The organism is Acinetobacter sp. AM (genome assembly GCF_003105055.1).
Classification (GTDB): Bacteria; Pseudomonadota; Gammaproteobacteria; order Pseudomonadales; family Moraxellaceae; genus Acinetobacter; species Acinetobacter tibetensis.
This window is the reverse complement of record NZ_QETG01000027.1, coordinates 23,710-48,694: the sequence shown is the minus strand read 5'-3', so window position 1 is coordinate 48,694 and position 24,985 is coordinate 23,710. Positions and strand designations below refer to the sequence as shown.

The following is a 24,985-nucleotide window of genomic DNA, read 5'->3' as shown; positions in this document are numbered from 1 at the left end:
AACTCAGAAGTGAAACCTCTTAGCGCTGATGGTAGTGTGGGGTTACCCATGTGAGAGTAAGTCATCGCCAGCTCATTTATTCAAACACCCCCTAACCAACGTTAGGGGGTGTTTTTTATTGCATATTAATAAATAAAAGATGAAAATTATTAAAAGAAGATGATCATGTTGAATACCATATTGCAACTGTCTGGTGGGATTGACTTATTTCTTTTGGGAAAATAATTACCTTGGATTACAATAGCCTTAAATAAAACTTAATATTAGGCATTTCGTGCTAAAGCTAACCAAAAATCTAACTTCAAAAGATTTTAACGCCAGTTCAATTCTACCGATTTTAGTAAGGTGAGCTTAGGTTTTTAATCAATTTCTTTGTTATTGGTGCAGCAATCTAAAGGTTGAGAGTAGAAATTGGTCTTGTTATAGGAATTTTTAAAATATTCTTAAAAAATCAATCTATTGTACTGTATGGGAGATGAGGGAGTGATTTTAAAAACATCTAATAGACTTCTTTCATAAATCATATTTTACTAAGCTCGAAATTGTAAATATTTGCTCAATGCCTATTCTTCTTGTATTAATTTCTCGATTATGTGTTTTTAACAAAGGACCTAATACACATCGTTTTTTAGCCTTAGTGGGTAATAGGCTATTGGAATATAGAGCATAAATTCCTTGATACCCTTTAGCTGCAAGGATAAATGAATTTTAGGGGATTAAATGCAGATTGCATTTAAACTGTTCAAAGTTATGTACTGCGCCTTTGCTCATGTATAAACTTAGTATTTTCTGAGTTTTATAGTGCATGAGCACTTGTACCTTAAATGTTTGAGCCTTTTTCTTACCACTATAGCTTTTCTTCTGTTTTTTAGGTCTTTGAATTGAAATTTCAGTCGCATCTACGATTACAACATTCCAGTCTATCCCTTCACCTTCAGGAATATCTTTGGACAAATTATACAAATCTGACTGAATTAAAGTATCTTTAATTTGACGAACAATTCTAGAAGTCGTTGGCTCTGAAACCCCGTAACTCGTTGCAATGTGAAATAAAGTTCGGTATTCCTGCCAATAGCTCAGGCAGAGAAGAATTTATCTTCCACACTTAACTTCGGTGGTTTGCCTTGAGTTGCAACATGCTTCTTTAATTGCTCAACCATTAATAGAAGGTTGAGTATGAGATGCCTGTATATCGCTTAAACTGTGTTTGAGAAAGCTTCTTTAAATCGATGTATTTCATCCGCAGATTTTGCACGAATGCCAAAAAATCTACGGTACAAATATAAATCAAAAAGATGATCACTTTTTGATTTATAAAAGAGACCTAATCATGTTAGGTCATTATTTTTATCACATGAGTTACTGGAGGTGATATTAATATGAGCAAATGATTCGTGATTTAAGAATGAATGATTAAGTTTGAAATGGCATAAAATTATCGGGGAACTTAAGCGCAGCAAAATTTTGTATGGTTTTTACTAAAACTATGCTATAAAAATATAAATCGGCATAAAAATTGCTTGTATTTAATAATTAGTAATGAGTAGGATTATATGAAGTTATCGGTTGGACTTAAAGTTGCGAACTCATTGTCGTTGACTCCTCAGTTGCAACAAGCCATTCGTTTGCTTCAATTGTCTAGTTTAGAGTTGGAACAAGAGATTCAAATTCAACTCGACAGTAACCCATTATTAGAAAAAGTAGAAGAACAAAATAGTGTCGAAAGTTTATCAAGCTTAGAAAAAGAGCATGAAAATAGTGATTTAACCAATGAATTAAATGCAGATCATCTACCTGATGACTTGCCTGTAGATACGGATTGGGATGATGTTTATACCCACCAATCAACCAGTTTGGGCAGCCCTGAATTTGAAGAGCGAGAGGATAATCGCCAAGGTCATAGAGGCTTAAAAGAGCATATGCTTGAGCAAATTAATTTGCTTCATTTTTCTCAGATTGATCGTTTGATTGCCTACTGCATTATCGACTCATTGGATGATAAGGGGTTTTTGGATGTCGAAATTTCAGAGATTACGGCATCAGTCCAACACCTTTTAGCGTCTATGGATTATGATGAAGTTATAGAAGATGACGAAGTCATTGTGGTTTTAAAACATATCCAACGTCTTGATCCAATTGGAATTGGTGCTAGAAATCTGGCGGAATGTTTAATGGTTCAACTGGAAAGTTTACCTGCTCAAATGACTTATCGTCATGAAGCGATGATTTTGCTTAAACATTATGAGTTGTTGATTTCTAACGAACTTGCAAAGTTACTCAAACAGACAGGGCTAAATACAGATCAACTCAAATCTGCGGTGAATTTATTAAAAACATTGAAAGCACATCCGGGACTTGAGTTTGAAGACAAAGATTCTGATTACCAAATTCCTGATGTTGTGGTCATGAAGCGCAATGATCATTGGCAAGTTCAATTGAATCCTGATGTGATGCCTAAATTAAGAGTAAATTCATTTTATGCCAGCATGATCCGTCGAGCAGATCAAAGTGATGAAAATCAATATTTACGTAATCAAATGTTGGAAGCCAAGAATTTTATTAAAAGTGTAGATGAACGTCATAAAACCTTATTGAAAGTGGCCTCTTGTATTGTCGAACATCAAAAAACATTTCTTGAGATTGGCGCTGAAGGGATGAAGCCTTTGGTGCTGCGTGATATTGCAGAAGAGGTTGAGTTACATGAGTCAACAGTTTCGCGGGTGACAACCAATAAGTATATGTTGACACCACGTGGGCTATTCGAATTGAAATATTTTTTCTCAAGTCACGTAGGGACAACGTCGGGTGGGGAAGCATCTTCCACAGCGATACGTGCGAAAATTAAGAAAATGATTGCAGAAGAAAATACGCGTAAGCCTTTGTCTGATAATGCGATTGCCAATATGTTGAAGGATGAAGGAATTGATGTGGCACGACGTACGGTCGCAAAGTATCGTGAGTCGTTACACATTCCATCTTCTTCTGAGCGAAAAGTCTTGATCTAAAATTTAAAGTATGACTATTCTAGAGATTCATTATTACGAAATAATGAATCTCTTTTTATTTTAAAGGACGGTTGAAATGATTTGATCAGATTGTGCAGATTCTTTTCTGGCTGTGAAACATTTCGGCTGTACCTTTGCTAATCCTAAAAGAAGGTGAGGGATAGAATTATGCAAATAACAATTCGTGGTCATCATTTAACTATCACCCCTGCAATTGAAGAGAATATTCGTGAAAAATTTGCCGAAATGACGAAGCATTTAGATCAAGTCAATAGTATGCAGGTGAAGCTGTCCAAGGATCATCAAATTGATAAACATTCAAAAAAAGGTAGTGCGAACCATATAGCTGAAGCGATTATTCGTTTACCTGGAATTGAATTGTTTGCACAGGCCACGGCAGATGATATGTACACTTCGATTAAAAAATTAACAGAAAAATTAAAACGACAATTACATAAATATCGAGAATTGCAGATGGATCATACTCCACTTTTAGCTTGATCTAGATTTTAATTGAGGGAGGTTTGTGATAAACCTCCTTTTTTTATATATAAAAATTGTGCGATGAATGCATTATTTTTCCTGATTTATAGTAAAATGGCGGGTTTTACACCATTGGTCCTGTATAGAGGTCTTTGTCATGAATAGTGAACAGCTCACTGAAATTTTAAAAACTGCTTTTCCTGAAGCTGAAGTTGCAGTTAGTGGGCAAGCGGGCAAGTTTGACCTCCGAATTGTTGATGATCAGTTTGAGGGAAAACGTCCTGTTGCACGTCAACAGACTGTTTATGCTCCGCTGAACTCTTACATCGCAAGTGGTGAAGTCCATGCTGTGACCATTCGCGCAATGACAAAAGAAGAATGGCGCAAAGCTAGCCTTTTTGGAGCTTAAAAATTAATGGATAAATTTTTGATTCAAGGTGGCGTTAAGCTCGAAGGTGAAGTCCGAATTTCGGGTGCAAAAAATGCAGCATTGCCGTTGCTTGCAGCCATGATCTTGGCGGATTCACCAATCAAATTGACCAATGTACCGCATTTAAAAGATGTAAATACCTTAGTAAAATTGATTGCTGGTTTAGGCATTCAAATGAACTATGAAGGTGATACGGTTACTGCAGATACCTCAACTTTAGACAACCAATTTGCCCCTTATGAATTGGTTAGAACCATGCGCGCTTCAATTTTAGTGCTTGGTCCGTTGGTTGCTCGCTATGGTAGTGCTAAAGTTTCTTTACCAGGCGGTTGTGCAATTGGTTCACGCCCAGTAGACCAGCACTTAAAAGCACTTGAAGCATTAGGTGCTGAGATTGAAGTTGAAAATGGTTATGTGCATGCCAAAGTCGATGGTCGCCTAAAAGGTGGAGAAGTCGTTTTTGACATGGTGACTGTGGGTGGAACAGAAAATATTTTAATGGCAGCTGCGCTCGCGGAAGGTGTAACGACTATTCGTAATGCTGCACGTGAACCTGAAATTACCGATCTTGCGAAAATGTTGATCAAGATGGGGGCAAAAATTGAAGGTTTGGATACAGATACGCTTGTTGTAACGGGTGTAGAAAGTCTACATGGTTGTGAATATGCCGTTGTCGCCGATCGTATTGAAACAGGTTCATATTTAGCTGCTGCTGCGATTACAGGTGGTCGTGTCAAGACCACGCATACTGATCCAAGTTTAATGGAGTCAGTACTGGAAAAATTTGAAGAAATGGGCGCGGAAGTGACTCGTGGCGACGATTGGATTGAATTGGATATGTTGGGTAAACGTCCAAAAGCCGTGAGCTTCCGTACGCTTCCTCATCCTGAGTTTCCAACCGATATGCAAGCTCAGCTTATGGCCGTAAACGTGATTGGTCGTGGTTTTGCGACCATTTCAGAAACGATTTTTGAAAACCGTTTTATGCATGTGCCTGAGTTGTCTCGTATGGGGGCAAATATTGAAGTTGAAGGAAATGATGCAATCGTAACAGGTGTTGAGAAGCTTTCTGCGGCACCCGTGATGGCAACAGATTTACGTGCATCATTCTCTTTGGTCTTGGCTGCATTGGCTGCTGAAGGTGAAACGTTGATTGACCGTATTTATCATATTGATCGCGGTTATGAAGATGTTGAAGCAAAATTACAAGGTTTAGGTGCTCAAATTAAGCGAGTAAGTGCATGAGTGACATGAGAAACGATGATCCTAATTTCAATGTAATGGGCAATTTTGATCATGGTTTAACATTGGCATTAAGTAAGGGGCGTATTCTCAAGGAAACTTTACCCTTACTTGAAACAGCGGGTATCAATTTACTCGAAGATCCAGACAAATCCCGTAAATTGATTTTTCCAACTACACATAAGCAAGTCCGTATTTTAATTTTACGTGCTTCTGATGTTCCGACTTATGTGGAAAATGGTGCGGCAGATTTAGGTGTTGCGGGTAAAGATGTGCTTATGGAACATGGCGCGCAAAATGTCTATGAACCATTGGATCTTAAAATTGCCAACTGTAAATTGATGACCGCAGGCAAGGTTGGCATGGAGCGTCCAAAAGGTCGTCTGAAAATTGCGACCAAGTATGTCAATTTAACGCGTCAATACTATGCCAGCTTAGGTGAGCAAGTCGATGTGATCAAGCTTTATGGATCTATGGAGCTAGCACCTTTAGTTGGTTTAGGTGATTACATTGTCGATGTTGTCGATACAGGTAATACGCTACGTGCTAATGGTTTAGAACCTTTAGACGAAATCTGTAAAGTGTCTTCTCGTTTGATTGTAAACAAAGCCAGTTTTAAGCGTAAACAAGCCTTGTTAAATCCGATTCTTGCACAGTTAGAAATAGCAGTTGAAGAACGTCAAAAAGCAAAACAAGCTTAATTTAATCGATATTCTAAAACCGCCCTTTGGGGCGGTTTTTTATTTTTTAACCGAAGGAAATAAGGTTGTATAAATGACTGACTTAACGACATATGAATGGTTTAATGCCCTAGCACTTTTTGAATAATGAAGAGTCATATGAAAACACCAGAACAAAGAAAGCAAGCATCCATTTTAAAATTACAATCACAATCTGTGCCTTATATTGATTGGTTACCTTATATTGAAGCTGCGGATGAGATTGAACCAATGTCAGCAGAACAAATTGCAAAACGCGCGATCGCATGTCTATTGGTGATTCAGGCTGCCTGTGATCTTAACCATGATCAGTTTGATGATGAAACTCAAGCTTTTATCATAGATCTAATACAGAAATTTGATGTTTGGTCTGAATTGACGCCAAAAGAACTGGCGATCATCCATCGTGAGGGCACGACACAAGATGTGATTAATATGATCTGGAAATATGAAGCCTATTGGACGTTACTTTGGGCACTAGGTGTGGTCAATGAGCTAAATTATCCTGCAAACATTGCAGATTGTGATTTTGCGATTCAGGCAGTTTCTTCATGTGACTCGTTTGATGGATTTATGGCACAAGTAAAACTGAGAAATATTGAAGCATTATTAGATGAAGCCGATTTGATCTATCGTTATGACTGGGCATGTGTCGATGCTAGACTTAAAGATCAGCAAGCACCAGCGGGTTTAAATGCATCGGTTGTATTAGAGCGGCATGGTGCTTTAAATTGGTTAATACAGCGCGATGGTGATTGGGATCATCCTGATGTGAACACCTAATCCAGCATTTTTATATTGATGAAAGTCATTTCCGATGAGACTAAGTTGAAATGCTGATGTTATCTTACCCACAACTTCATGGAAACAAGGTAAACTAACGCTTTCCAATTCAAACCTTGTGGGTAAATTGATGCGACGTTTATCGACTCAAGATCAAAACTTCAAGCAAGCTTTTGCTGACTTGTTAGCTTTTGAAACTGTAAGTGATCCTGAACTTTTAAAAACTGTAGACCAAATCATTGCTGATGTTCGTCAGCATGGTGATGCTCATGTTCTTAAACTTACCCAACAATTCGATCGACATCCAGCGCATCAATTTTCAGATCTAGAACTGACTCAAGCTGAATTAAAAGCTGCATTTGAGGGTTTAAACTCGGAGGTGCGTGAAGCACTGGAGTTTGCCGCAGAACGTATTCGAGAGTTTCACCAAGCGCAAAAACAAGAGGGTTGGACCTATGTGGATGCTTTGGGCAATACCTTAGGTCAAAAAGTTACGCCTTTAGATCGCGTGGGTATTTATGTGCCCGGAGGTTTGGCGTCATATCCATCTTCTGTATTGATGAATGCTGTGCCAGCTCATGTGGCAGGTGTCCCTGAAATTATTATGGTCGTACCCGCACCGAATGGTGAGCTGAATCCATTGGTCCTTGCTGCGGCACATTTGGCTGGGGTAACTCGCGTGTTTACTATTGGGGGGGCGCAAGCAGTTGCTGCCTTGGCTTATGGTACGGAAACGGTTCCATGTGTAGATAAAATCACTGGACCCGGTAACCGTTTTGTCGCTGCTGCGAAACGTGCGGTGTTTGGTCAAGTTGGCATTGACATGATTGCAGGTCCTTCAGAAATTTTGGTTTATGCTGAGGGTGAAAATGATGCGAAATGGTTGGCTATGGATGTATTGTCTCAAGCTGAGCATGATACCGTCGCTCAAGCCATTTTCATTACGCCTGATGAGCAACTATTGAATGAAGTTGCTCAAGCGGTAGAAGAGCATTTAGCGGTATTGCCCAAAGCTGAAATTGCGCGCACTTCAATTGCAAATCGAGGGGCTTTGGTCTTGGTAAAGGATCGTCAAGAAGCGATTGATTTAATTAATCAGGTTGCACCAGAGCATTTAGAGCTTTGCTTAGATGAAGCACAGGAAATGGCCGAAGAGATTCGCCATGCTGGTGCGATTTTTATGGGGCGATATACACCTGAAGCGATTGGTGATTATTGTGCTGGCCCGAACCACGTGTTACCGACTTCGGGTACGGCGCGTTTTTCATCACCACTTGGTGTATATGATTTTCAAAAGCGTTCAAGTTTGATTATGTGCTCTCAAGCAGGGGTAAAACCTCTGGCAAAAACGGCAGATATCTTGGCACAGCAAGAGAATTTAGATGCCCATGCCCGCTCAGCACGTTATCGTTATCAATAAATTATTTTAAAACCTCTTCCTAAACCTCTCCTAAAAGGAGAGAGAACGCCTCGATGAAATCAATAATGAGGCGTAACTCCTCTCGCTGAGTAAGCTTTAAGGATTCCTTTAAGGTGAAGCGCAAGAGAGGTTAGGAAAGGAAATATAGAGAAATAAAATGTCAAATATTAGTCCAGCACAAATGCGTTTTTGGAGCCCTGAAGTACGTGAATTAGAACCTTATGTACCAGGTGAGCAACCCAAAATTCAAAATTTATTAAAATTAAATACCAATGAAAACCCGTATCCGCCATCTCCGAAGGTGGTAGAAGCTGTACAAGCGGTACTAGTAGATTCTGCGGATGCTTTACGTTTATATCCAGATCCTGATGCTTCTGCATTAAAGCAAGCAATTGCTAAACAGCAGCAGATTGATGTCGCGAATGTTTTTGTCGGTAATGGTTCAGACGAAGTTTTGGCACATATCTTTAAGGCTTTTTTTGTCCAAGATAAACCCATCCTTTATTCTGATATTACCTACAGTTTTTACCCTGTTTATAGCCAGTTTTTTGGTGTCAAAACCAAAGTTTTACCCTTGAACGATGCTTTTGAAATTGTGGTAGATGACTATAAGCAAGCCAATGGCGGCATTATTATCACCAATCCGAATGCACCCACCAGTATTGCTTTAGGGTTGGAAGCCATTGAAGAAGTTTTGCAAGCCAATCCAGATTCGGTGGTGGTGATTGATGAGGCTTATGTCGATTTTGGTGCTGAATCTGCTGTTAAATTAGTGGAAAAATATGAGAATTTGGTGGTTTGCCAAACCACATCTAAGTCTCGTTCATTGGCAGGTTTACGAGTTGGTTTTGCCATTGCACAACCGCATTTAATTGCTGCATTGGAAGCAGTGAAAAATAGTTTCAACTCTTATCCAATAGATCGCTTTGCGATTGCCGCAGCCGTGGCCTCTTTTGAAGATCAGCCATATTTTGAACAGCAATGTGAAAAGGTCATTCGTAGCCGTGAAAAATTGGTCAATGAACTACAAGAGCTTGGTTTTGTGGTATTGCCATCTAAAGCCAATTTCATTTTTGCATCTTTACCACATAAAGATGCAGGTGAGTTAGCCGCTGAATTACGTGAACGAGGCATTATCGTGCGTTATTTCAATAAGCCACGCATTAATCAATTCTTGCGTATTACCGTTGGTACCGATGAGCAAAATCAGCGTTTGGTTGAAACCTTAAAGCAAGATATTCTGGCTTAAGATTGGGGTTTCTGCCATGTGTTGAGCAAATCCAGCATGGCAGAAACTTTATCAAAACATTCTTGGTATTCAGCGTCGCAGTCAGAGGCAATCGTGATGCCACCACCTGCCCATAGAGAAATATCCTGTTGATATTTCTGAATAGAGCGAATCAAAATATTCCATGAACCTGTGCCATCAAAATTAAAATAACCCAGCGAGCCACAGTAAGCCCCACGTGGTGCGCCTTCTAATTCCTCAATGATTTGCATGGCACGAATTTTAGGTGCGCCTGTAATTGAGCCACCAGGTAGGGCCGCCAACAATACATCTAACGCTTTGACATCGGGTTTCAGGGTTGCTGTGACTTCACTGACCATGTGATGAACTTGATTGAATGATTCAATTTCAAATAATTTTGGTGTTTTAACCGTCCCTGTTTCTGCATAAACACTTAAATCATTACGTAACAAATCTACGATCATGACATTTTCAGCCTGATCTTTAGGAGAGTGTTGTAATTGGTGTTTAGATTGCGCATCACGCGCTGCATCTGCATAACGTGGCATAGTGCCTTTAATCGGTTTAGTGACCAGTTTTTTTTCTGCTAAAAACTCGATAAAAAGCTCAGGAGAGCAGCTCAGTAATTCAAAATCTTCAGTTTTTAAATAACCTGAATACGGTGCATCAGTTAACTGCCAGAACTCTTGTGCCACGGAAAGTAAACGTCCTTCGGCTTGTCCGCTAAATTCTTGGGTTAGGTTAATTTGATAGCAGTCTCCCGCTTTAATATATTCTTGTACCTGCGTAAAAGCATGTTGATATTGTTGCTTATTCCAACGTGCTTGACAGGTTTGAGTAAGCTGTAATGGAGTGACTTTGGATGTAGATTCTAATTTGTTCTGAATGAATGCGAAAATTTGTTCAGCTTCAGGCTCATCACTATAAAAATACCAAGCATCATCCTGAAATTTTAAATAAGTTTGAAACAAACCCAGCCAAAAACTAGGTTGATCTTTTGAGTGAACCTTCACATGTTGCGCACTGGCAAAATCATAACTGATAAAGCCCATTAATCCGCCCTGAAATCCATCAGAATTGGATTGATTATTTTCGGACTGCTTAAAACTTAAACTGGATTCAATGGAGATATATTGGTCAAGCTGTGTTCTTTGGTAAGTTTGACGGACGCCATTTTTTACACATTCAAATTGATTTGGAAGAAAAGCAATGACCGGGCTTTGATTGTTTTTTAAATAAATTAAATGCGGAAGATCATCGAGACATGAAAGAATTTCTTGAACATTAACAGGTTGATCACAAATCACATTTTGGAAAAGAGAAGGGCTGGTCATATGCTTAATAAAGCTGGCATTAAAACTATATTCTATATTTTACTCGAATGTGAAGGAAACAACACAGTAAATACCGTTTGTCGGCAAGATTCACATTACGACCAACAGCAGTTGAACAAAAAATAACAGACCTATAACGTTATGGGTGCCAACGGATCACTCAAGGAACTATGTACTGTTGTCGAAAAACAAATAAAACAACAGATGCATCGAGTGGTTGACATTAAAGAAAAAGAATACTCTTGGGAGAGTGGAACATGAAAAAATTAACTAAACTTGTTTTAGTTTCTTCAATGGCTATTAGCGCGAATGCGATGGCTATGCAAGCAATGGACGATGCTTCATTAAGCGCGACAACGGGTCAAGATGGTTTAAATATCGGAATTGGCATTTCTAAGGTTGAAATTGAAAAATTATTCATTCACGACAATGATGGTTTGGCAACAACAGCATTGGGTGGTACTTCAACCGCGGGTGCAATCGTGATTAAGGGCAATGGCAAAACAGGTGATGCCAATGAAACCAACGGTATTGTGATTGGTGCCAACTACGATAATGCTGGTGCATACTTACTTGCTTCACGTAACCTTGCAGACTTAACCATTGATACTGATGCAGGCACAACAGGAACAGGCGGTGCATTCCTGAACATTGGTGCTCAGGTTTCTGGTTTAGATATTAAAATTGGGGAAATTGGGGTAACAGGTTCAGGTGCGCTTCCAACAGCAGCTTCAACCAGTATTCGTCGTGGTGGAGATGATACCAACTACAATGCAATTTTATCGGGTCTGTCTTTAAAAACGGGTCCTATGTCTGCCAATATTCAATTGGGTGCAGCGCCACAAGGAGCTATGGTGAAGTTGAATGCACAGATGATCGGTGGTCTAGAAATTACCAACCTTGGTATTTTGGATAACTCAACCAAACAAGGCACTGGTGATGGTACGACGGGTAACCGTGCAGCAGGTCAAATCTTCGTAGACAGCATTAAAGTTGCAGATGCAAATGCGAAGGATTTAACCTTGAATCAATCCATCAGTGTGATTGGTACAGAAGGTGCAAACAAAGGCTATTTACGTATCATTAGCTCTAGTGGTGCAGTCGATAACTATGTGAAAGGTGTACATTTGGGTAGCCAAGCGGCTGCGTCAATTGGGGATGTAGAAGTACAAGGTCTACAAACTTATTACAGCCCGTCAATGGGTGTTTACACACCAGGTGCTGTGATTACGATTTCAGGTCACTAATCATTTTCTAAGAAAAGCGCGTGAATACACGCGCTTTTTTTTACAAAAAACTTATGAAAAGTATCGAAAAAGTAAAAAAAAGCTGTTTATTTTTGAAAAAACAGGTATGTTGTCAAAATACAAGGAAGTATAGAGTGTTTACTCTAGAAAAATAATAAACTTCAGGCACGTCATGCCGAACACCAGAAAGTTAGGGAATATGTTAGAGATCGCATTTGGCTCGGCATTGATGTATTATTTTGCCACGCAAGCCTTTGAAATAAAAGAAAAACCTCCTGAGGCAGTTTATTACACTGAAACATTGGATTCACGGCAAGATTCCTTTACCCGCATGCACCGTGAAACCGTTCAAATTCAACCTGCATTAATCGATCAATTTCGTGGCATTGTACGTCAAGCCTATGACTATAGCTGTGGTTCTGCTGCATTAACGACATTGCTCAATGGTTATGTCGGCACACAGTTGACGGAACAACAGACCATGACTGGCTTACTCAAGTTCGGTGAGTCAGAACGGATTATTGAGCGTCGCAGCTTTTCACTACTGGATATGAAGCGTTTTGTCGCTGCACTAGGTTTAGAAAGTGGGGGCTATAAAGGTGAGTTCTCAGATTTAGTGGCGCAAGGACAGCCAGCCATTGTTCCAATCTCATATGCGGGGTTTAAACATTTTGTGGTGTTTAAGGCTTACAAGGATGGGCGTGTTTACGTGGCTGACCCAGCTTTGGGGAACATTAGTTTTGATGAAGAACGCTTTAAGCAAGTTTGGGAAAATAACACCTTATTTCTAATTAGTGTTCCACCAGAACAACGTAAAAATTTATTGGCATTACAGGATAGTGATATGCGCCATGTTGAGGATGCAACAGTAAACCGTTATGCACTGGTTGATATTCAATATCCTCAGTTTTATATGGAAAAATTGGCGGATCGGGGGGCGACGATCTCGAGAATTGTCAATAATAACCCAGAATCAGAGATGAACGGCCAATATGTCGATCAACATTTACGCCTATATTACAAGAGCAAATAGAGCGGTTTAAAGCAAATAAAAAAAGAATAGAGTGGACGGAAATGAAAAATCAATGGATGAATAAAACTTTATTGGTGCTGAGTATTCAAATTTTGATGGGGACTGCTTATGCAGCCGATACGACAGCTGAAACACAGGGAACAACCGTTGGAACTCAAGAAACAGCAGTTGCATCAAGTGTAGAAACCAATACCACACCACCACAACAAGCTTCGAGTGCCTTGCAGCAACAAGAAGGTGATGCGACTAAACAGACCAATCTTGAAGAAGTATTTACCTCAAACGAGCGTCAATATTCTTTAATTAAAAAAGGGGATATTTCTGCATTTTATGATGTGGATTATACCTATTATCGTGATACCCAATTAGATTTAGAAATGGCACAAGGTAGTCTGTATCAATTACGCGTACAGGAAAATGCCAGCCACACCTTAACCAATACTTTTACCATGCAATATGGGGTACTCGATAATTTAACCTTCACGGCTTCATTACCTCTCGTTGCAAAGACGGACAATTTAAAAGACACCTCCACCGCAGGTTTAGGGGATATCTCTTTAGGTACACGTTGGGAACCGTTCCCGCTTAAAACTGGACGTTTACCTTTGATTTTATTTGGAAACATCTCGACCAAAACAGGCGATAGTCCTTATGAAATTAATCCAACTTCCGACTTAGCCACAGGTAAAGGTTATTATTCAGCAGGTGTGGGTGCGAGCACACGTAAGTATATTGATCCTGTGGTACTTTTTGCTTCTGTATCTGCCAACTATGGTTTCAAAGAATCGGGTTTAGATCAGCGTCGTGGTCCGCGAGTCATTGAAGAATTTGATCCCGGCATTAGCGGAGGTTTTTCATTCGGTTTCGCCTACTCATTTAACTATGATGTATCTATGACCATGTCATACCAGCAGAGTTTCAATACGGGTGCAGAATTTACATATACCTCGGGTGAAAGTTACTCACCAGCCGATCAAACCAGTTCAACCTTTGCGATTTCATTGGGGGTACGTGTTTCACCAGAAACCATTGTGAATGGCACTTTAGGCATTGGCTTAACTGAAGATGCACCCGATGTATCTTTAGGTTTGTCCTTCCCATTAGATATTGCAGGTTTCGGTAAAAAAATCAGCTAAGAGGGCAGTCGCATGTACAAGGTACGACTTAGCCCGTTAGTTTCAGCGATAGTTTTATCGGGCTGTTCAAGTATGGCTTTTGCTCAACTCGGGCAAAATTTGTCAGTAGATATTCGATCACTTGCGATGGGGAATGCGGTCACAGCCGATCCTCCAGGGGTAAGTGCAGTACATTATAACCCTGCGGCATTGACGAAAATTGAAGGTTTGCAAACCGATGTACAGGGGATTCTGGCAGACTTTAATATCAAACGTCAGTATTCAGTACCTGAAGGCTATAACGTTTTTGGTTATTCAGATGACCCGTTGGTGTGTAATGATGGTCCTGAAGTGGCTTCAGACATCTGTACAGATTACAAAGGCCCTGTAAATGGTGATGTAGAATATATCAGTCTTTATGTGCCTTTTTTAAAGAAAGTCGTCGATTTAGGTGAGGGGATGCCAATGCTCGCGCCAACGGCGGGCGCAGCATATAAACCACCCGGTTCTAAAACCACTTTTGCTACAGCATTTTATGCACCCTTAGTGGCTGGATTCGGTGCAGAAAATGGCAATCCAAGTAACTTTATGGGACAACAGGTGGCATTGGAACGCTTTACTTATTTGTCGCCATCTATCGCCTATGAAGTCAATGATGAACTTTCCATTGGTGCATCCGTGGGCATGTCTTATCAAGCCTTTGCCTTAAAAACAGATTTGCGTTTCCCGAATGAAATGATTGGGATGTTACGCATGATTGATGAGGTGGTTTGTACTCCATTTAAAGACAACTCGGATGTGATAACCGATATTTTATTACTCGGGATTTGTAATGCTCAAGAAGGAATGAATCCATTTGGCCGTTTTGGTCGGATGGAAGTCGCGATGGAGCAATCCTTGAGTCCGAGTTTTAACCTTGGGGTCATGTGGGAACCCACCGACGAATTTAGCTTTGGTATGGTGTATCAAAGTGCTTCAAAAATGCGTTTGAAGGGGAAATACACGATTGATAACTCAAAAGCGCCACGTGAGTTGATCAATGGTTTGATGTCTTCACCGACAGGGCAGATTCTTGCGGCAATTTTAGGTTTTCCACAAAGTATTCCTGCGACGGAATCTGGTTTGGTGTCGATGGATTTTGAATATCCACAGCATATTCAGGCGGGAATTAAATATATGCTTCTGCCTGATTTACAAGTGAATGTGGATGTAGGTTGGACAGATTATCGCGCATGGGACAAGTTCAAATTTGAGTTTGACCGCTCTATCTCGGCATTAAAAATTGCCAAACTCCTTTCGCCAGATATTACCGACAACAGTTTGTCATTGCCTTTGAAGTTTGACTCACCTTGGAACTATGGCATCGGGATTGAATACTCAGCAACTGATCGTTTGAAGTTACGAGCTGGATATGAACCAAGAACCAGCGCCATTCCTAATGACAAACGAAATACCATGGTGCCTATTAATAATGCGCAATTATTTGGTTTGGGTGTGGGTTATCGCTTCGATGCCGATACAGACCTAGATTTATCCATTGGTTATTTACGCAGTAAAGACAGTATTCCTGCCAATACCAGTACTTTATCGAACCAAACTGGGGTGAATAATATTTTACTCAACCCATACGCGGGCTTAAATGTAAAAACCGAAACCAATATCACTATTTTAGGCTTGAGTTATCGTACAAAATGGTAAGACAAAACAATACAGCTAAGCGGTTTACGTGGGTGTCATCATCGACTTGGGTTTTATGTGGGATGATGGCACTGTCCGCAAATGCGGGCGAGTTTTATACCATCATTGGGCCAGATGGTCGTCCAATGGTGATTCCTCGTGCGCCTGCTGAAACCGCAAAAGTGGAAGCTCAATCTCAGGTTGAGCTACCATCAAAGCCAAAAACAGAACAAGAAAAAATGAAAGTAGTGAGGAATGCGCCGTCTGTTCAAGTGGTTCAACCGTTACCAAAAGTACAAGTTGTGGTACCACCGACTGTTGCCGTTGAAAAAGTTGAATCTCAAGTAAAAACTAAACCTCAACTTGTTGAAGTACAAAAAAATCCTGTCATTGTACAACCTAAAATAGTCGATAACCCTAAACCCATTGCATCAGCAGATCATGCAAAAAAAGTCACGTCTGTTGAGTCGAAAGTTGCTGTCATAACAAAATCCACCGAAATTCAAAAACAAGCGAATGAGCAGCTCAGTCAGCAAATTACCGCGCTTCAAACACCCCCCGTGGATTTGGCGCAATCATCTCTTACCCAGAAAGCAACTTCTGCACAGGTTGAGCGGGCGCTTCATAAAATTGAAACCAATATGGCCATTGAAAAAGCCACACAATTAAAAAGCAAACAAGAAACCAGTTCGATGTCTTCTAAACCCTTGCAAGATGGATTTTTAGACATCAATGGGGATCGTTATGTGAAAAATGAATATTTAGAAGGGCAAGAGTTTAATTTAGAAAATAAAAAACGTTTTTACATCATGCCAGAAGGTGTGGTCGATAAAGAGTTAGGCCCACCTCGTTTGCAAGTGGTTGAACGTGAAAAAGGGGTGAATCAAGGTGTACTCGACCGATTATTTAAGAAGCATCATCCAGTTGAAAACTCAGTGATTACTTTATCGACCCAGTATTATCCAATTGCAAAAGATCAAGTGGTACAAAGCTTGGGTCAAAGTTGTTATCGCGATAAAAAAATACAAAAAGCAAAATTACTCAAAGCTCAGCAAGACGTCAATTTATGGCCTCGCCAACCGTTAAAGAATCATTTTGATTATGAAGTGGTGGAAGTGCAGACGGGTATTAAAAATGTGCAACTCAGTTCTTATGCATCGAGTCAAAATCAACCGAGTTATTACTGGCCTTTTGTGGCTTTTCTGGATGAATCGGGCTGTGTCATTGAAGGCGTGACGGGTTTTAAAAATCAGGACCGTGCTGAAAACAAATATCGCCATGCTGTGATAGACGGCATGTTACAGCTACCTGCACAAACCCGATATATTTTTATGACCCCTTTACTTTCAGCAGTGGATGTTGAAGAGCAAGCGTTAAGCAATCAAGGACAAATCAAACTGACCGCGGTTCGTTAGTTGGAAAAATAGAGTAATAGGAATGAAAAACAAATATTTATTAACCATCGCACTTTCAACGTTAATGTCAGGGCTGACTGCTTGTGGTGGGGAAAGTGCCAATATTATTCCAGAGAAAAATAATAACAGCACGGTGAATGGGAGTTGTACTGCGGGTGCGACCAATTGTATTCAGTTCGCACTGGATTATCCTTTTGATGGTTTAAATTTTTCCTGTAGTAGTGATACACAGAATACCTTTGTGACTTTAATGGATTTAAAGAATGGCGTTGCCACAGGCACCTGTAATTATAGTGATAAAGTCAATGTGTTCTTATTGGGTAAAGCGGATAAACGGATTGCTTTAGGGTCTTTCCCAATCAGTAATATTGCTTTGGTCAGTACCAATCAAATTCCACGTTTGACGGTATTAGATATTGCCAAAGGGATGACCAACCGCGATGCGACCGTGCTCGATCCAAGTGATGCCACAGTCAAAACCGCCATGAATTTAGTCAAAATTATTCAGACATTGGCTTTACAGCAAAAAAGCATTAACAATAAAACGGATATTCAAGCGCTGTACATGAGTGATTCGATCCGTGAAAGTCTAGATAAAATTACCAGCTCTGTGACCGCGCAACAGATGGTGAATGGAGAGTATGCCGCCATCATTAAACCGTGGCTGGATGTCTCTGTCATTTCAGATGCAGAAGCTTTTGCGGTGGTCAGTCAATTATTGAATATTAGCAATGCCGCGGTGTATCAGCCGGAATTTTCTCTATTCTCTACTTCTGGCAGTGTGATGAGTAGTTTAACGGGGTCGGATGGCTTAACGGGCTGTAATAAAGACGTTTGTGCTGCAAATGACACAACCACCAAACATTTGTTTGGGCATTTTATGTTGTTGACGGACCGCCAAGGCTATACGTTTGGCAGCGGTTTGCAATGGAGAGGTTTGGCAAAATCAGGATTGACTTCGATAGCTGGAGTAAATGCCGAATTACTACGAAGCTATAAACCCACCCGTATGACGGCATTGCCACAAAATCATTGGATTAACCCATTGAATAAAAGGATTGATCAAAATTATTATATTGGTGTGGATGACCCGAATTCTGATGACCTGATTATCAATCAAGGCAAGTTGTATAACGATTATATGATTGCGGGTAAGGAAAAATTCTATAAATTATTGACACAAAAAACCACGGTGACCACTGAGGACTTGAAAGATCTTGGACAATGGCAACAGCGTTATGGTGTCTCAGATACGTTTAAGGGTTCCTTAGATCTTTTTAAAGTTTATCCAATTACCTATTTAGATAAACAAGTATTTAAATCGAGTAACAATGTCTCGGCAGGTGAAAATTACATTTTCCCATTGTATGCAGATTTGACGTTCAAATTCACTGATAGCAGTGTGCCAAGTCTAAAACTGGGTATTGTGATTGATGAGAAAGGCGATATTCGAACCAATATGAAGTCTGCTGCGACCGATACCGACATGAGTACAGGAAGCTGTAGTTTAACTGTCGGAAGTAATTTGAAAGACAGTAATGGTGTGCAGCAATATCGCTTAGGCACAACCTCACGTGCATTTATTGATGATCGTGCGATCTCTATTCGTATGATTCTAGGCGATGAAGCATTAAAGTCAGTCAATGGTGCTTTGGTCGGGGTAAACTCAACGATTCAAACGTCTGCTATAGGTGAAAGTATAGTGGTGGGTGGCGCTTTAGTTCATTTACAGAATTTATTAAATGCATCGACGGGAAGTACAGGACGTATCACCTTTACTGATTCTGCTGGCGATGCAGTCAAATGGGCGAACAGTTATGCCAGTTTCCAAAAGGTTTATAATGCCAATAATACCGATGAAACAAGTTATGACACCGCTTTAGCGAAATTGAGCGGTGGAACTTTAGAAATGAGTTTAGCACCTTGCTATAGCGTTAAAGCCAAAAGCTAAATCTTGAGATTCTGAATAAAAAAAGCCGATTCGTTTGAATCGGCTTTTTTTATGACTGCGGTAAACTGGTTTAGCCAGTATGGTCTAAGCGTGTACCTAATGTTTCTAAATGGGTGACAAACTGATTGGTTTTCCGATCGGCAAAATAATGTTTCAGCGTTTGTTCTACACTTGGGAATGCTAATTCTGTCCACGGAATTTCATGTTCTTCAAAAAGGCGGCACTCAATACTTTCTTCGCCCGCACCAAAGCTTCCATTGATCAGTTGGGCTTTAAACAATACATAAATTTGCCCAATACGTGGAATATTGTACATGCAGTAAAGTTGTTCAATTTCGACTTCTGCTTGTGCTTCTTCACGAGTTTCACGTGCAGCACCTTGTTCCATGGTTTCAAAAAGTTCCATGTAACCTGCGGGTAATGTCCATAAACCATAACGCGGTTCAATTGCACGGCGGCAAAGCAAAACTTTATTGTCCCACAGTGCCAAAGCACCACAAATAACTTTGGGATTTACATAATGAATATGACCACATTCTGTACAAACGCGACGTAATTGATGATCGCCAAGTGGAATTTTTTCAGTCGTTTTATGTCCACAATTTCCGCAGAAGTCCATATTCATCATCAATGATAAAGTTGCCACTCAGCATAACTGAAAAAAACAAGTTTGACATCTATTCTCTCCAATCCGATCAAAATTCAGCTATGATGAAATGAAGAAGAATAGAGGTGAGTGATATGGATAATCGTTCATTAACACATGTGTTACAACAGCATTTAAGATTTTCGACCCGAAAGCGAGAAGCTGAAGCTGCCGTGTTAATTGCGATTACTGATGAAGCTGACCCCAAAGTGCTCTTAACCCGCCGTTCAGTGTACTTGTCCAATCATGCAGGTGAAGTGTCTTTTCCTGGAGGCAAACGAGATCCGCAAGACACCAGTAATATTGTGGTTGCGCTGAGAGAAGCCCAAGAAGAAACAGCTTTAAACCCGTTTGATGTACGCTTGCTCGGGGATTTACCCATGCAAAAAGCCCGCAATGGTATGTTGGTCAAACCGATTGTTGGGCTTATTCCACCTCAGGTTGAACTGATCGCTCAGCCTTCAGAAATTGATCGAATATTTTTTGCTTCTCTACAAAATTTAATGGAAGCACCGCCAACGCCACATGAAGTCCGTTATGCACAACAATCGCTGTATTTTCCAAGCATGCAGGTTGAAGATGAAATTGTGTGGGGGCTCACGGCAAGAATGCTCATTTCACTGTTTCAATATGGATTGAATTATCAAAAAGAATGGCCTTTTTTATTAAATTCGCCATTATTCTATGCCCAGCAGGCATTACTCAAAACCAAAGGACGTAATTGAACATGATGTACAAATTTGCCGGACATGCACCCAAAGCCACGCATGTTCCTTTTGATGGTTGGGTGGCGGACAACGCAACCGTGATTGGTCAAGTTGAATTGGGGCAACAGGTCAGTGTTTGGTTTGGGGCGGTGATTCGCGCAGATAACTGTCGTATTCACTTGGGTGATTTTACCAACGTACAGGAAAATGCGGTCTTGCACACCGATGCGGGTATTCCAATGCACATTGGAAATTACGTCACTATTGGACATCAAGCCATGCTACATGGCTGTACGGTAGGCGATAATTCTTTAATTGGTATTAACGCGGTGATTTTAAACAATGCGGTGATTGGGAAGAATTGTATTATTGGCGCAAATGCCTTAATTCCAGAAGGAAAAGTGATTCCAGATAATTCGTTGGTGATGGGATCCCCTGGTAAAGTCGTGAAAACTTTAGAGAGTGATGTAGAAGCGAAATTAAAACTCAGTGCATTGCATTATGCTGAACATTATAAAAAATTTACCCAACTGGAAGTTTTTGAATTCTAACAAAAGCGTTGTTTTTTTAAACCAAGCGAATGCTTGGTTTTTTTGTATCTAAATGGGGAAATTCTCGCGTCCAAGAAGTGAGTAGAGTATGATAGCCCTCGTTTTTTAAGATAAAGTTGAAGCAAGGTTGAGCATGAAATTGCTGGCATTAGAAACAGCCAATGAACAGTGTTCTGTTTCTATCGTAGATGAAAATCAAGAGCTGTTTTTCCAATTAGATACGCGTGCAAAGGCTCAAACGCAAACCATTTTACCGATGATTGAACAGGGCTATGCTCAATTAGGTGTAACGACAGAAGATTTAACTGCGATTGCTTTTAGTCGTGGTCCGGGTTCATTCAGTGGCGTGCGTATTAACGCAGCCGTGACCCAAGCACTTGCATGGGCACATGATTTGCCTGTGATTCCTGTATCAACTTTACAAGCTTTAGCGCAAGCTGCTTATCGTCTGCATGGTTTGACGGCTGTGACGACAGTACTTGATGCGCGTATGAATGAAGTCTATATCGCGAGTTTTCAACTGAACGATCAAGGCATTATGCAGGCGGTTGATGAAGAACAATTATTAGATTATCAACAGGCCGCCAGCATCACTCAATTTACCTTGGTGGGTTCAGGTTCAGCTTTAATTCAGCCTGATGCTTTAGAATTCAAAAATGTGGTTGCAACAGCACAAGATATTGCTCAAATTGCACGTGCAGCGGCGCTCAAAGCACAATGGGTCAAGGCAGAAGAAGCCCTACCTGTGTATTTACGTGATAATGCGTGGAAAAAAATTCCAGAACAAATTAAAGCAACTTAAGGTTAGATATGGATCTTTTATTATTATTTAAAGCGGCCATAATGGGCTTGGTAGAGGGGATTACTGAATTTCTACCGATTTCAAGTACTGGGCACTTAATCTTAGCTGGTCAACTTTTAGATTTCTGGTCTATTGAAAAAAGAGATATGTTTGCTGTTGCCGTGCAGATTGGTGCGATTGCAGCCGTGATTTATGAATACTGGGGTAAACTTTGGGGCGCTTTAATTGGTGGTCTAAAAGGCCAAGAGCAAGGTCGCCGTTTAAGCATTAACTTAATTATTGCCTCTATACCGATTGTGATTGTGGGCTTAACTTTTGGCGATGTTATTAAAGCTTATTTATTTAATGCGATTACCGTTGCGATTGCTTTAATTGTCGGTGGTTTTATTATTTTATGGGCTGAACGCCGTCCACACACCATTCAAACGCAAGAAGTTGACGATTTAACCTATAAACAAGCGACTTTAATTGGTCTAATTCAATGTTTAGCCCTGTTCCCAGGGACTTCACGTTCGGGTTCAACCATTATTGGCTCTTTATTTTTAGGTGTATCGCGTAAAGCAGCAGCGGAGTTCTCTTTCTTCCTTGGTATTCCTGTTTTAATGGGTGCAGGTTTACTGGATATGTATAAAATGCGAGCTGATTTGCACAGTAATGATATGGCTGTTTTGGCTGTTGGGATTATTGTGGCATTTATTTCTGCACTTATCGTCATTCGTGCCTTGATTCGTTATGTATCTAAACACGACTTCACTGCATTTGCGTATTACCGTATTGGCTTTGGTCTATTTATTTTGGCAACTTGGTGGACAGGTTGGGTCACTTGGTAATGCATTTATTTACAGAACCTCAGTTTCAAGTTCAGGCACAGCACTATGCGGCTGTGCTTGGATCACGCGGTGTTGAGGTTCAGCTTGAATTAATTGAAAAACTGAATGCTCGTTTTTTACGTTTGAACCCTGAATTGGCCTTGTGTGTCGATGAACAAGGGCTTTGGTTATGTGCCAATGGCATGAAAATGCAGCCCGACTGGCAGGCAGAAATTCCGCGTTTAAAACGTGCATCGCTCAAATCAGAAATGATTGCCCGTGCTTGTCAGTTGGCGGAAAAACCACGTTTAATTGATGCGACTGCGGGTTTAGGGCACGACAGTTTATTGTTGGCTGCACTGGGTGCAACGGTTACTTTGGTGGAACGGCACCCGATTTTATTTACGCTGCTAGAAGATACGCGACAGCAAGCATTGACCGATTCTTATCTTGCCCCGATTGCAGCACGGATTCATTTGGTTTTTTCGGATTCAGCAGATTATTTAAAGCAATGTGCAGAGCAACAGCAGCACAGTGATGTGGTGTATTTAGATCCAATGTTCCCGCAACGTGATCAGAATCAACAAGCCATTAAAAAGCAAGCTCAGGTCAAAAAGCAGATGCAATTGCTGCATTTACTTCTACCAGAGCATGGCGAAATGGATTTGGGGGATCAACTGTTGCCTCTAGCTCAACAGATTGCAAAACGTGTAGTGGTCAAACGACCTCGTTTGGCGGTATTTTTGAATGAGCAGCAACCCGATACGCAATGGCAAGGGGATGCTTGCCGTTTTGATGCGTACTTTCAGCTTGATCATCAGACCTTAGGATAATTGCTTCAATATTGGGCAAAGATTTGTTATATAGTTAAAAATAATATTGATAAAAACCCGATCAAGCATAAACTAGCTATGCAATGAAGCGAGTAGCACTAGCCACCTGAAAACCTTATGAAGATTGATTTTAAGCCCTCCATTAATTTTTGGCACGATTTTAAAAGCAACCAAATGGCGGGATTGTGGCTGTTTTTGGGTTCACGACGTGCATTACAAATTGTCCATCCTTCAATTTTACAGTTGATTTTCTGGGGGATATTAGGCGGTTGTGCCAATACCTTATTTAGTTGGCTCAGTGCAGGTGAAGTCGGTGAGTTTAACTCGCAAGGTTTGGTCAGTTATGCGCTATGGCCTTTCATTGCACTGATTGTCGGTATTTTCCTGTCCCAACGGGTAAATAATCCACGTTTAATGTTGGTTCCTGCTTTATTGTGGTTGGTTTTAGATACCCATATCGCACTGTTACAAAGTTTTATCCAATATTTGGGCATGATTGATATCTTGCCTTATGCTTTTTATGATTATTTGCCGACCATTTTTATGGTGCTGTTTGTCTGGCAAAGTCTGGCTGTGGTGTGGGTGTTTGCCCGCGAATTAAAATGGCCGTGGTGGGAACGTGCGCTGATTATGTTGGCAACACTGTTTACTTTGGTGGTGTGGCAGATGTCAGTGAAAAGTCAACCGATCTGGAAAGTTGAAGATGTCCCGCCAACTTTTGCTGAAGATGCCTTTTACGCCCAAAGTCGACTGCTGAATAAGAATTTACAAGCCATTGAATATGGAGAGTTTGCTCAGTCACATTGGTACTTTCTAGGGGTGGCGGGTGCCAGTTACCAAGATGTCTTTATGTCTGAGGTGAAACGCATTCGTGAACAATTTGATACTCGTTTTGGAACCTTTGGTCGTTCCATGATTTTGGTGAATAATCCTGCGACACGTACTGAAATTCCAATTGCTTCACGAACCAGTATGGAACTGTCATTAAAGCGTATTGGTCAGCAGATGAACCGTGAAAGTGATGTGCTTTTCCTTTATATGACCTCGCATGGTTTGCAGAATCAGTTTGAAATGGAAAATGCACCACTCGATTTGGCACAAGTTGATCCAAAATGGTTAAGAGATGCGTTAGACCGCTCTGGCATTCGTTGGCGCGTCATTGTGATTTCAGCCTGTTATTCAGGTAGTTTTGTCTCGGCATTACAAAATGATAATACCTTGATTATTACGGCTTCTGCAGCCGATCGGGCTTCATTTGGTTGCTCAAATGAAGCGGATTATACCTATTTTGGTCGCGCTTTCTTTGATCAGGCTATGCGTGAACAGCATTCGATGAAAGATGCTTTTGCACAAGCCAAAGACACCGTCGCGCAATGGGAAAGTGCTCAGGGCTTTGATCCCTCTGAACCGCAATGGTCGATTGGTAAAAATATGGAATTGATGCTGCCACAATTGGAGCAGCGTTTGTTTCCACCGACAACAACGACACCACCAGTTCAAGCGCAAGCGGTTGCGCATACACCCTAAAAAGGAA

23 protein-coding genes and 1 pseudogene are annotated in these 24,985 nt (G+C 40.6%); 20 read left to right on the top strand and 4 right to left on the bottom strand.

Annotation, left to right across the window (positions count from 1 at the left end; genetic code table 11):
• Positions 1-708 precede the first annotated feature (708 nt).
• The gene (locus DCO44_RS13720) at positions 709-954 is read right to left on the bottom strand and encodes a transposase (RefSeq protein ID WP_133243162.1); all 246 of its coding nucleotides are present in this window, start codon (positions 952-954) and stop codon (positions 709-711) included.
• A 27-nt stretch (positions 955-981) separates the two neighbouring features.
• Positions 982-1,080, bottom strand: a pseudogene (locus tag DCO44_RS17010) (transposase family protein); the annotation flags it as partial.
• 473 nt (positions 1,081-1,553) lie between these two features.
• Between DCO44_RS17010 and DCO44_RS13710 the strand changes: the two are divergent.
• From DCO44_RS13710 to hisC, 8 genes are all read left to right on the top strand, one after another.
• On the top strand, positions 1,554-3,005 hold the full coding sequence (locus DCO44_RS13710; protein WP_116762824.1) for an RNA polymerase factor sigma-54: 1,452 nt from the start codon (positions 1,554-1,556) through the stop codon (positions 3,003-3,005).
• Positions 3,006-3,173: 168 nt separating this feature from the next.
• Positions 3,174-3,506, top strand: a complete 333-nt coding sequence (gene hpf / locus DCO44_RS13705) for a ribosome hibernation-promoting factor, HPF/YfiA family (RefSeq protein ID WP_116762822.1) — start codon at positions 3,174-3,176, stop codon at positions 3,504-3,506.
• 139 nt (positions 3,507-3,645) lie between these two features.
• Complete coding sequence (ibaG, locus tag DCO44_RS13700; protein ID WP_016167324.1) at positions 3,646-3,897, top strand: BolA family iron metabolism protein IbaG; 252 nt, start codon at positions 3,646-3,648, stop codon at positions 3,895-3,897.
• Positions 3,898-3,903: 6 nt separating this feature from the next.
• Positions 3,904-5,163, top strand: coding sequence for a UDP-N-acetylglucosamine 1-carboxyvinyltransferase (gene murA, locus DCO44_RS13695; protein WP_116762820.1), 1,260 nt, complete (start codon positions 3,904-3,906; stop codon positions 5,161-5,163).
• Positions 5,160-5,861: an ATP phosphoribosyltransferase gene (gene hisG / locus DCO44_RS13690; RefSeq protein WP_116762818.1), complete on the top strand. Its 702-nt coding sequence runs from the start codon at positions 5,160-5,162 to the stop codon at positions 5,859-5,861. Before murA ends, hisG begins: the two co-directional genes overlap by 4 nt.
• 138 nt (positions 5,862-5,999) lie before the next feature.
• On the top strand, positions 6,000-6,662 hold the full coding sequence (locus DCO44_RS13685) for a DUF4272 domain-containing protein (RefSeq protein ID WP_116762816.1): 663 nt from the start codon (positions 6,000-6,002) through the stop codon (positions 6,660-6,662).
• 118 nt (positions 6,663-6,780) lie between these two features.
• On the top strand, positions 6,781-8,082 hold the full coding sequence (gene hisD / locus DCO44_RS13680; RefSeq protein ID WP_165495574.1) for a histidinol dehydrogenase: 1,302 nt from the start codon (positions 6,781-6,783) through the stop codon (positions 8,080-8,082).
• A 157-nt stretch (positions 8,083-8,239) separates the two neighbouring features.
• Positions 8,240-9,331 carry a histidinol-phosphate transaminase gene (gene hisC / locus DCO44_RS13675; RefSeq protein ID WP_116762814.1) on the top strand — a complete coding sequence of 364 codons (1,092 nt, stop codon included), beginning with the start codon at positions 8,240-8,242 and terminating at the stop codon, positions 9,329-9,331.
• Here hisC and pabB read toward each other — a convergent pair.
• Positions 9,328-10,665: an aminodeoxychorismate synthase component I gene (pabB, locus tag DCO44_RS13670; RefSeq protein WP_116762812.1), complete on the bottom strand. Its 1,338-nt coding sequence runs from the start codon at positions 10,663-10,665 to the stop codon at positions 9,328-9,330. The genes hisC and pabB overlap by 4 nt on opposite strands.
• Before the next feature lie 257 nt (positions 10,666-10,922).
• Between pabB and DCO44_RS13665 the strand changes: the two genes are divergently transcribed.
• The 6 genes from DCO44_RS13665 to DCO44_RS13640 all read left to right on the top strand — a co-directional run bounded on the left by DCO44_RS13665 (position 10,923) and on the right by DCO44_RS13640 (position 19,103).
• Positions 10,923-11,912 carry a DUF6160 family protein gene (locus DCO44_RS13665; RefSeq protein WP_116762810.1) on the top strand — a complete coding sequence of 330 codons (990 nt, stop codon included), beginning with the start codon at positions 10,923-10,925 and terminating at the stop codon, positions 11,910-11,912.
• A gap of 199 nt (positions 11,913-12,111) precedes the next feature.
• Positions 12,112-12,945 (top strand): C39 family peptidase, encoded by an 834-nt coding sequence (locus DCO44_RS13660; protein ID WP_116762808.1) that lies wholly within the window; start codon positions 12,112-12,114, stop codon positions 12,943-12,945.
• A 41-nt stretch (positions 12,946-12,986) separates the two neighbouring features.
• A complete protein-coding gene (locus tag DCO44_RS13655) occupies positions 12,987-14,081 on the top strand; it encodes a hypothetical protein (RefSeq protein ID WP_116762806.1) in 1,095 nt (364 codons plus the stop codon).
• A 12-nt stretch (positions 14,082-14,093) separates the two neighbouring features.
• A complete protein-coding gene (locus DCO44_RS13650; RefSeq protein WP_116762804.1) occupies positions 14,094-15,758 on the top strand; it encodes an OmpP1/FadL family transporter in 1,665 nt (554 codons plus the stop codon).
• 32 nt (positions 15,759-15,790) lie between these two features.
• Entirely contained in the window at positions 15,791-17,152 is a 1,362-nt protein-coding gene (filE, locus tag DCO44_RS13645; RefSeq protein WP_165815722.1) for a putative pilus assembly protein FilE, read from the top strand.
• 22 nt (positions 17,153-17,174) lie between these two features.
• Positions 17,175-19,103: a hypothetical protein gene (locus DCO44_RS13640; protein WP_116762800.1), complete on the top strand. Its 1,929-nt coding sequence runs from the start codon at positions 17,175-17,177 to the stop codon at positions 19,101-19,103.
• Positions 19,104-19,173: 70 nt separating this feature from the next.
• On the opposite strand, the gene DCO44_RS13635 is transcribed toward DCO44_RS13640, so the two are convergent.
• Complete coding sequence (locus tag DCO44_RS13635; RefSeq protein WP_116762798.1) at positions 19,174-19,722, bottom strand: NUDIX hydrolase; 549 nt, start codon at positions 19,720-19,722, stop codon at positions 19,174-19,176.
• A 122-nt stretch (positions 19,723-19,844) separates the two neighbouring features.
• Here DCO44_RS13635 and DCO44_RS13630 point away from each other — a divergent pair, with 122 nt between their 5' ends.
• The 6 genes from DCO44_RS13630 (at position 19,845) to DCO44_RS13605 (ending at position 24,978) form a co-directional block, all read left to right on the top strand.
• Positions 19,845-20,474 (top strand): NUDIX hydrolase, encoded by a 630-nt coding sequence (locus DCO44_RS13630; RefSeq protein WP_116762796.1) that lies wholly within the window; start codon positions 19,845-19,847, stop codon positions 20,472-20,474.
• 2 nt (positions 20,475-20,476) lie between these two features.
• The gene (locus tag DCO44_RS13625) at positions 20,477-21,007 is read left to right on the top strand and encodes a gamma carbonic anhydrase family protein (RefSeq protein ID WP_116762794.1); all 531 of its coding nucleotides are present in this window, start codon (positions 20,477-20,479) and stop codon (positions 21,005-21,007) included.
• Between the two features lie 133 nt (positions 21,008-21,140).
• Complete coding sequence (tsaB, locus tag DCO44_RS13620; RefSeq protein ID WP_116762792.1) at positions 21,141-21,809, top strand: tRNA (adenosine(37)-N6)-threonylcarbamoyltransferase complex dimerization subunit type 1 TsaB; 669 nt, start codon at positions 21,141-21,143, stop codon at positions 21,807-21,809.
• A gap of 8 nt (positions 21,810-21,817) precedes the next feature.
• Positions 21,818-22,639: an undecaprenyl-diphosphate phosphatase gene (locus DCO44_RS13615; RefSeq protein ID WP_116762790.1), complete on the top strand. Its 822-nt coding sequence runs from the start codon at positions 21,818-21,820 to the stop codon at positions 22,637-22,639.
• The gene (locus DCO44_RS13610) at positions 22,639-23,451 is read left to right on the top strand and encodes a class I SAM-dependent methyltransferase (RefSeq protein WP_165815721.1); all 813 of its coding nucleotides are present in this window, start codon (positions 22,639-22,641) and stop codon (positions 23,449-23,451) included. Before DCO44_RS13615 ends, DCO44_RS13610 begins: the two co-directional genes overlap by 1 nt.
• Positions 23,452-23,568: 117 nt before the next feature.
• Positions 23,569-24,978 (top strand): C13 family peptidase, encoded by a 1,410-nt coding sequence (locus DCO44_RS13605; RefSeq protein ID WP_116762788.1) that lies wholly within the window; start codon positions 23,569-23,571, stop codon positions 24,976-24,978.
• Positions 24,979-24,985: the final 7 nt, after the last annotated feature.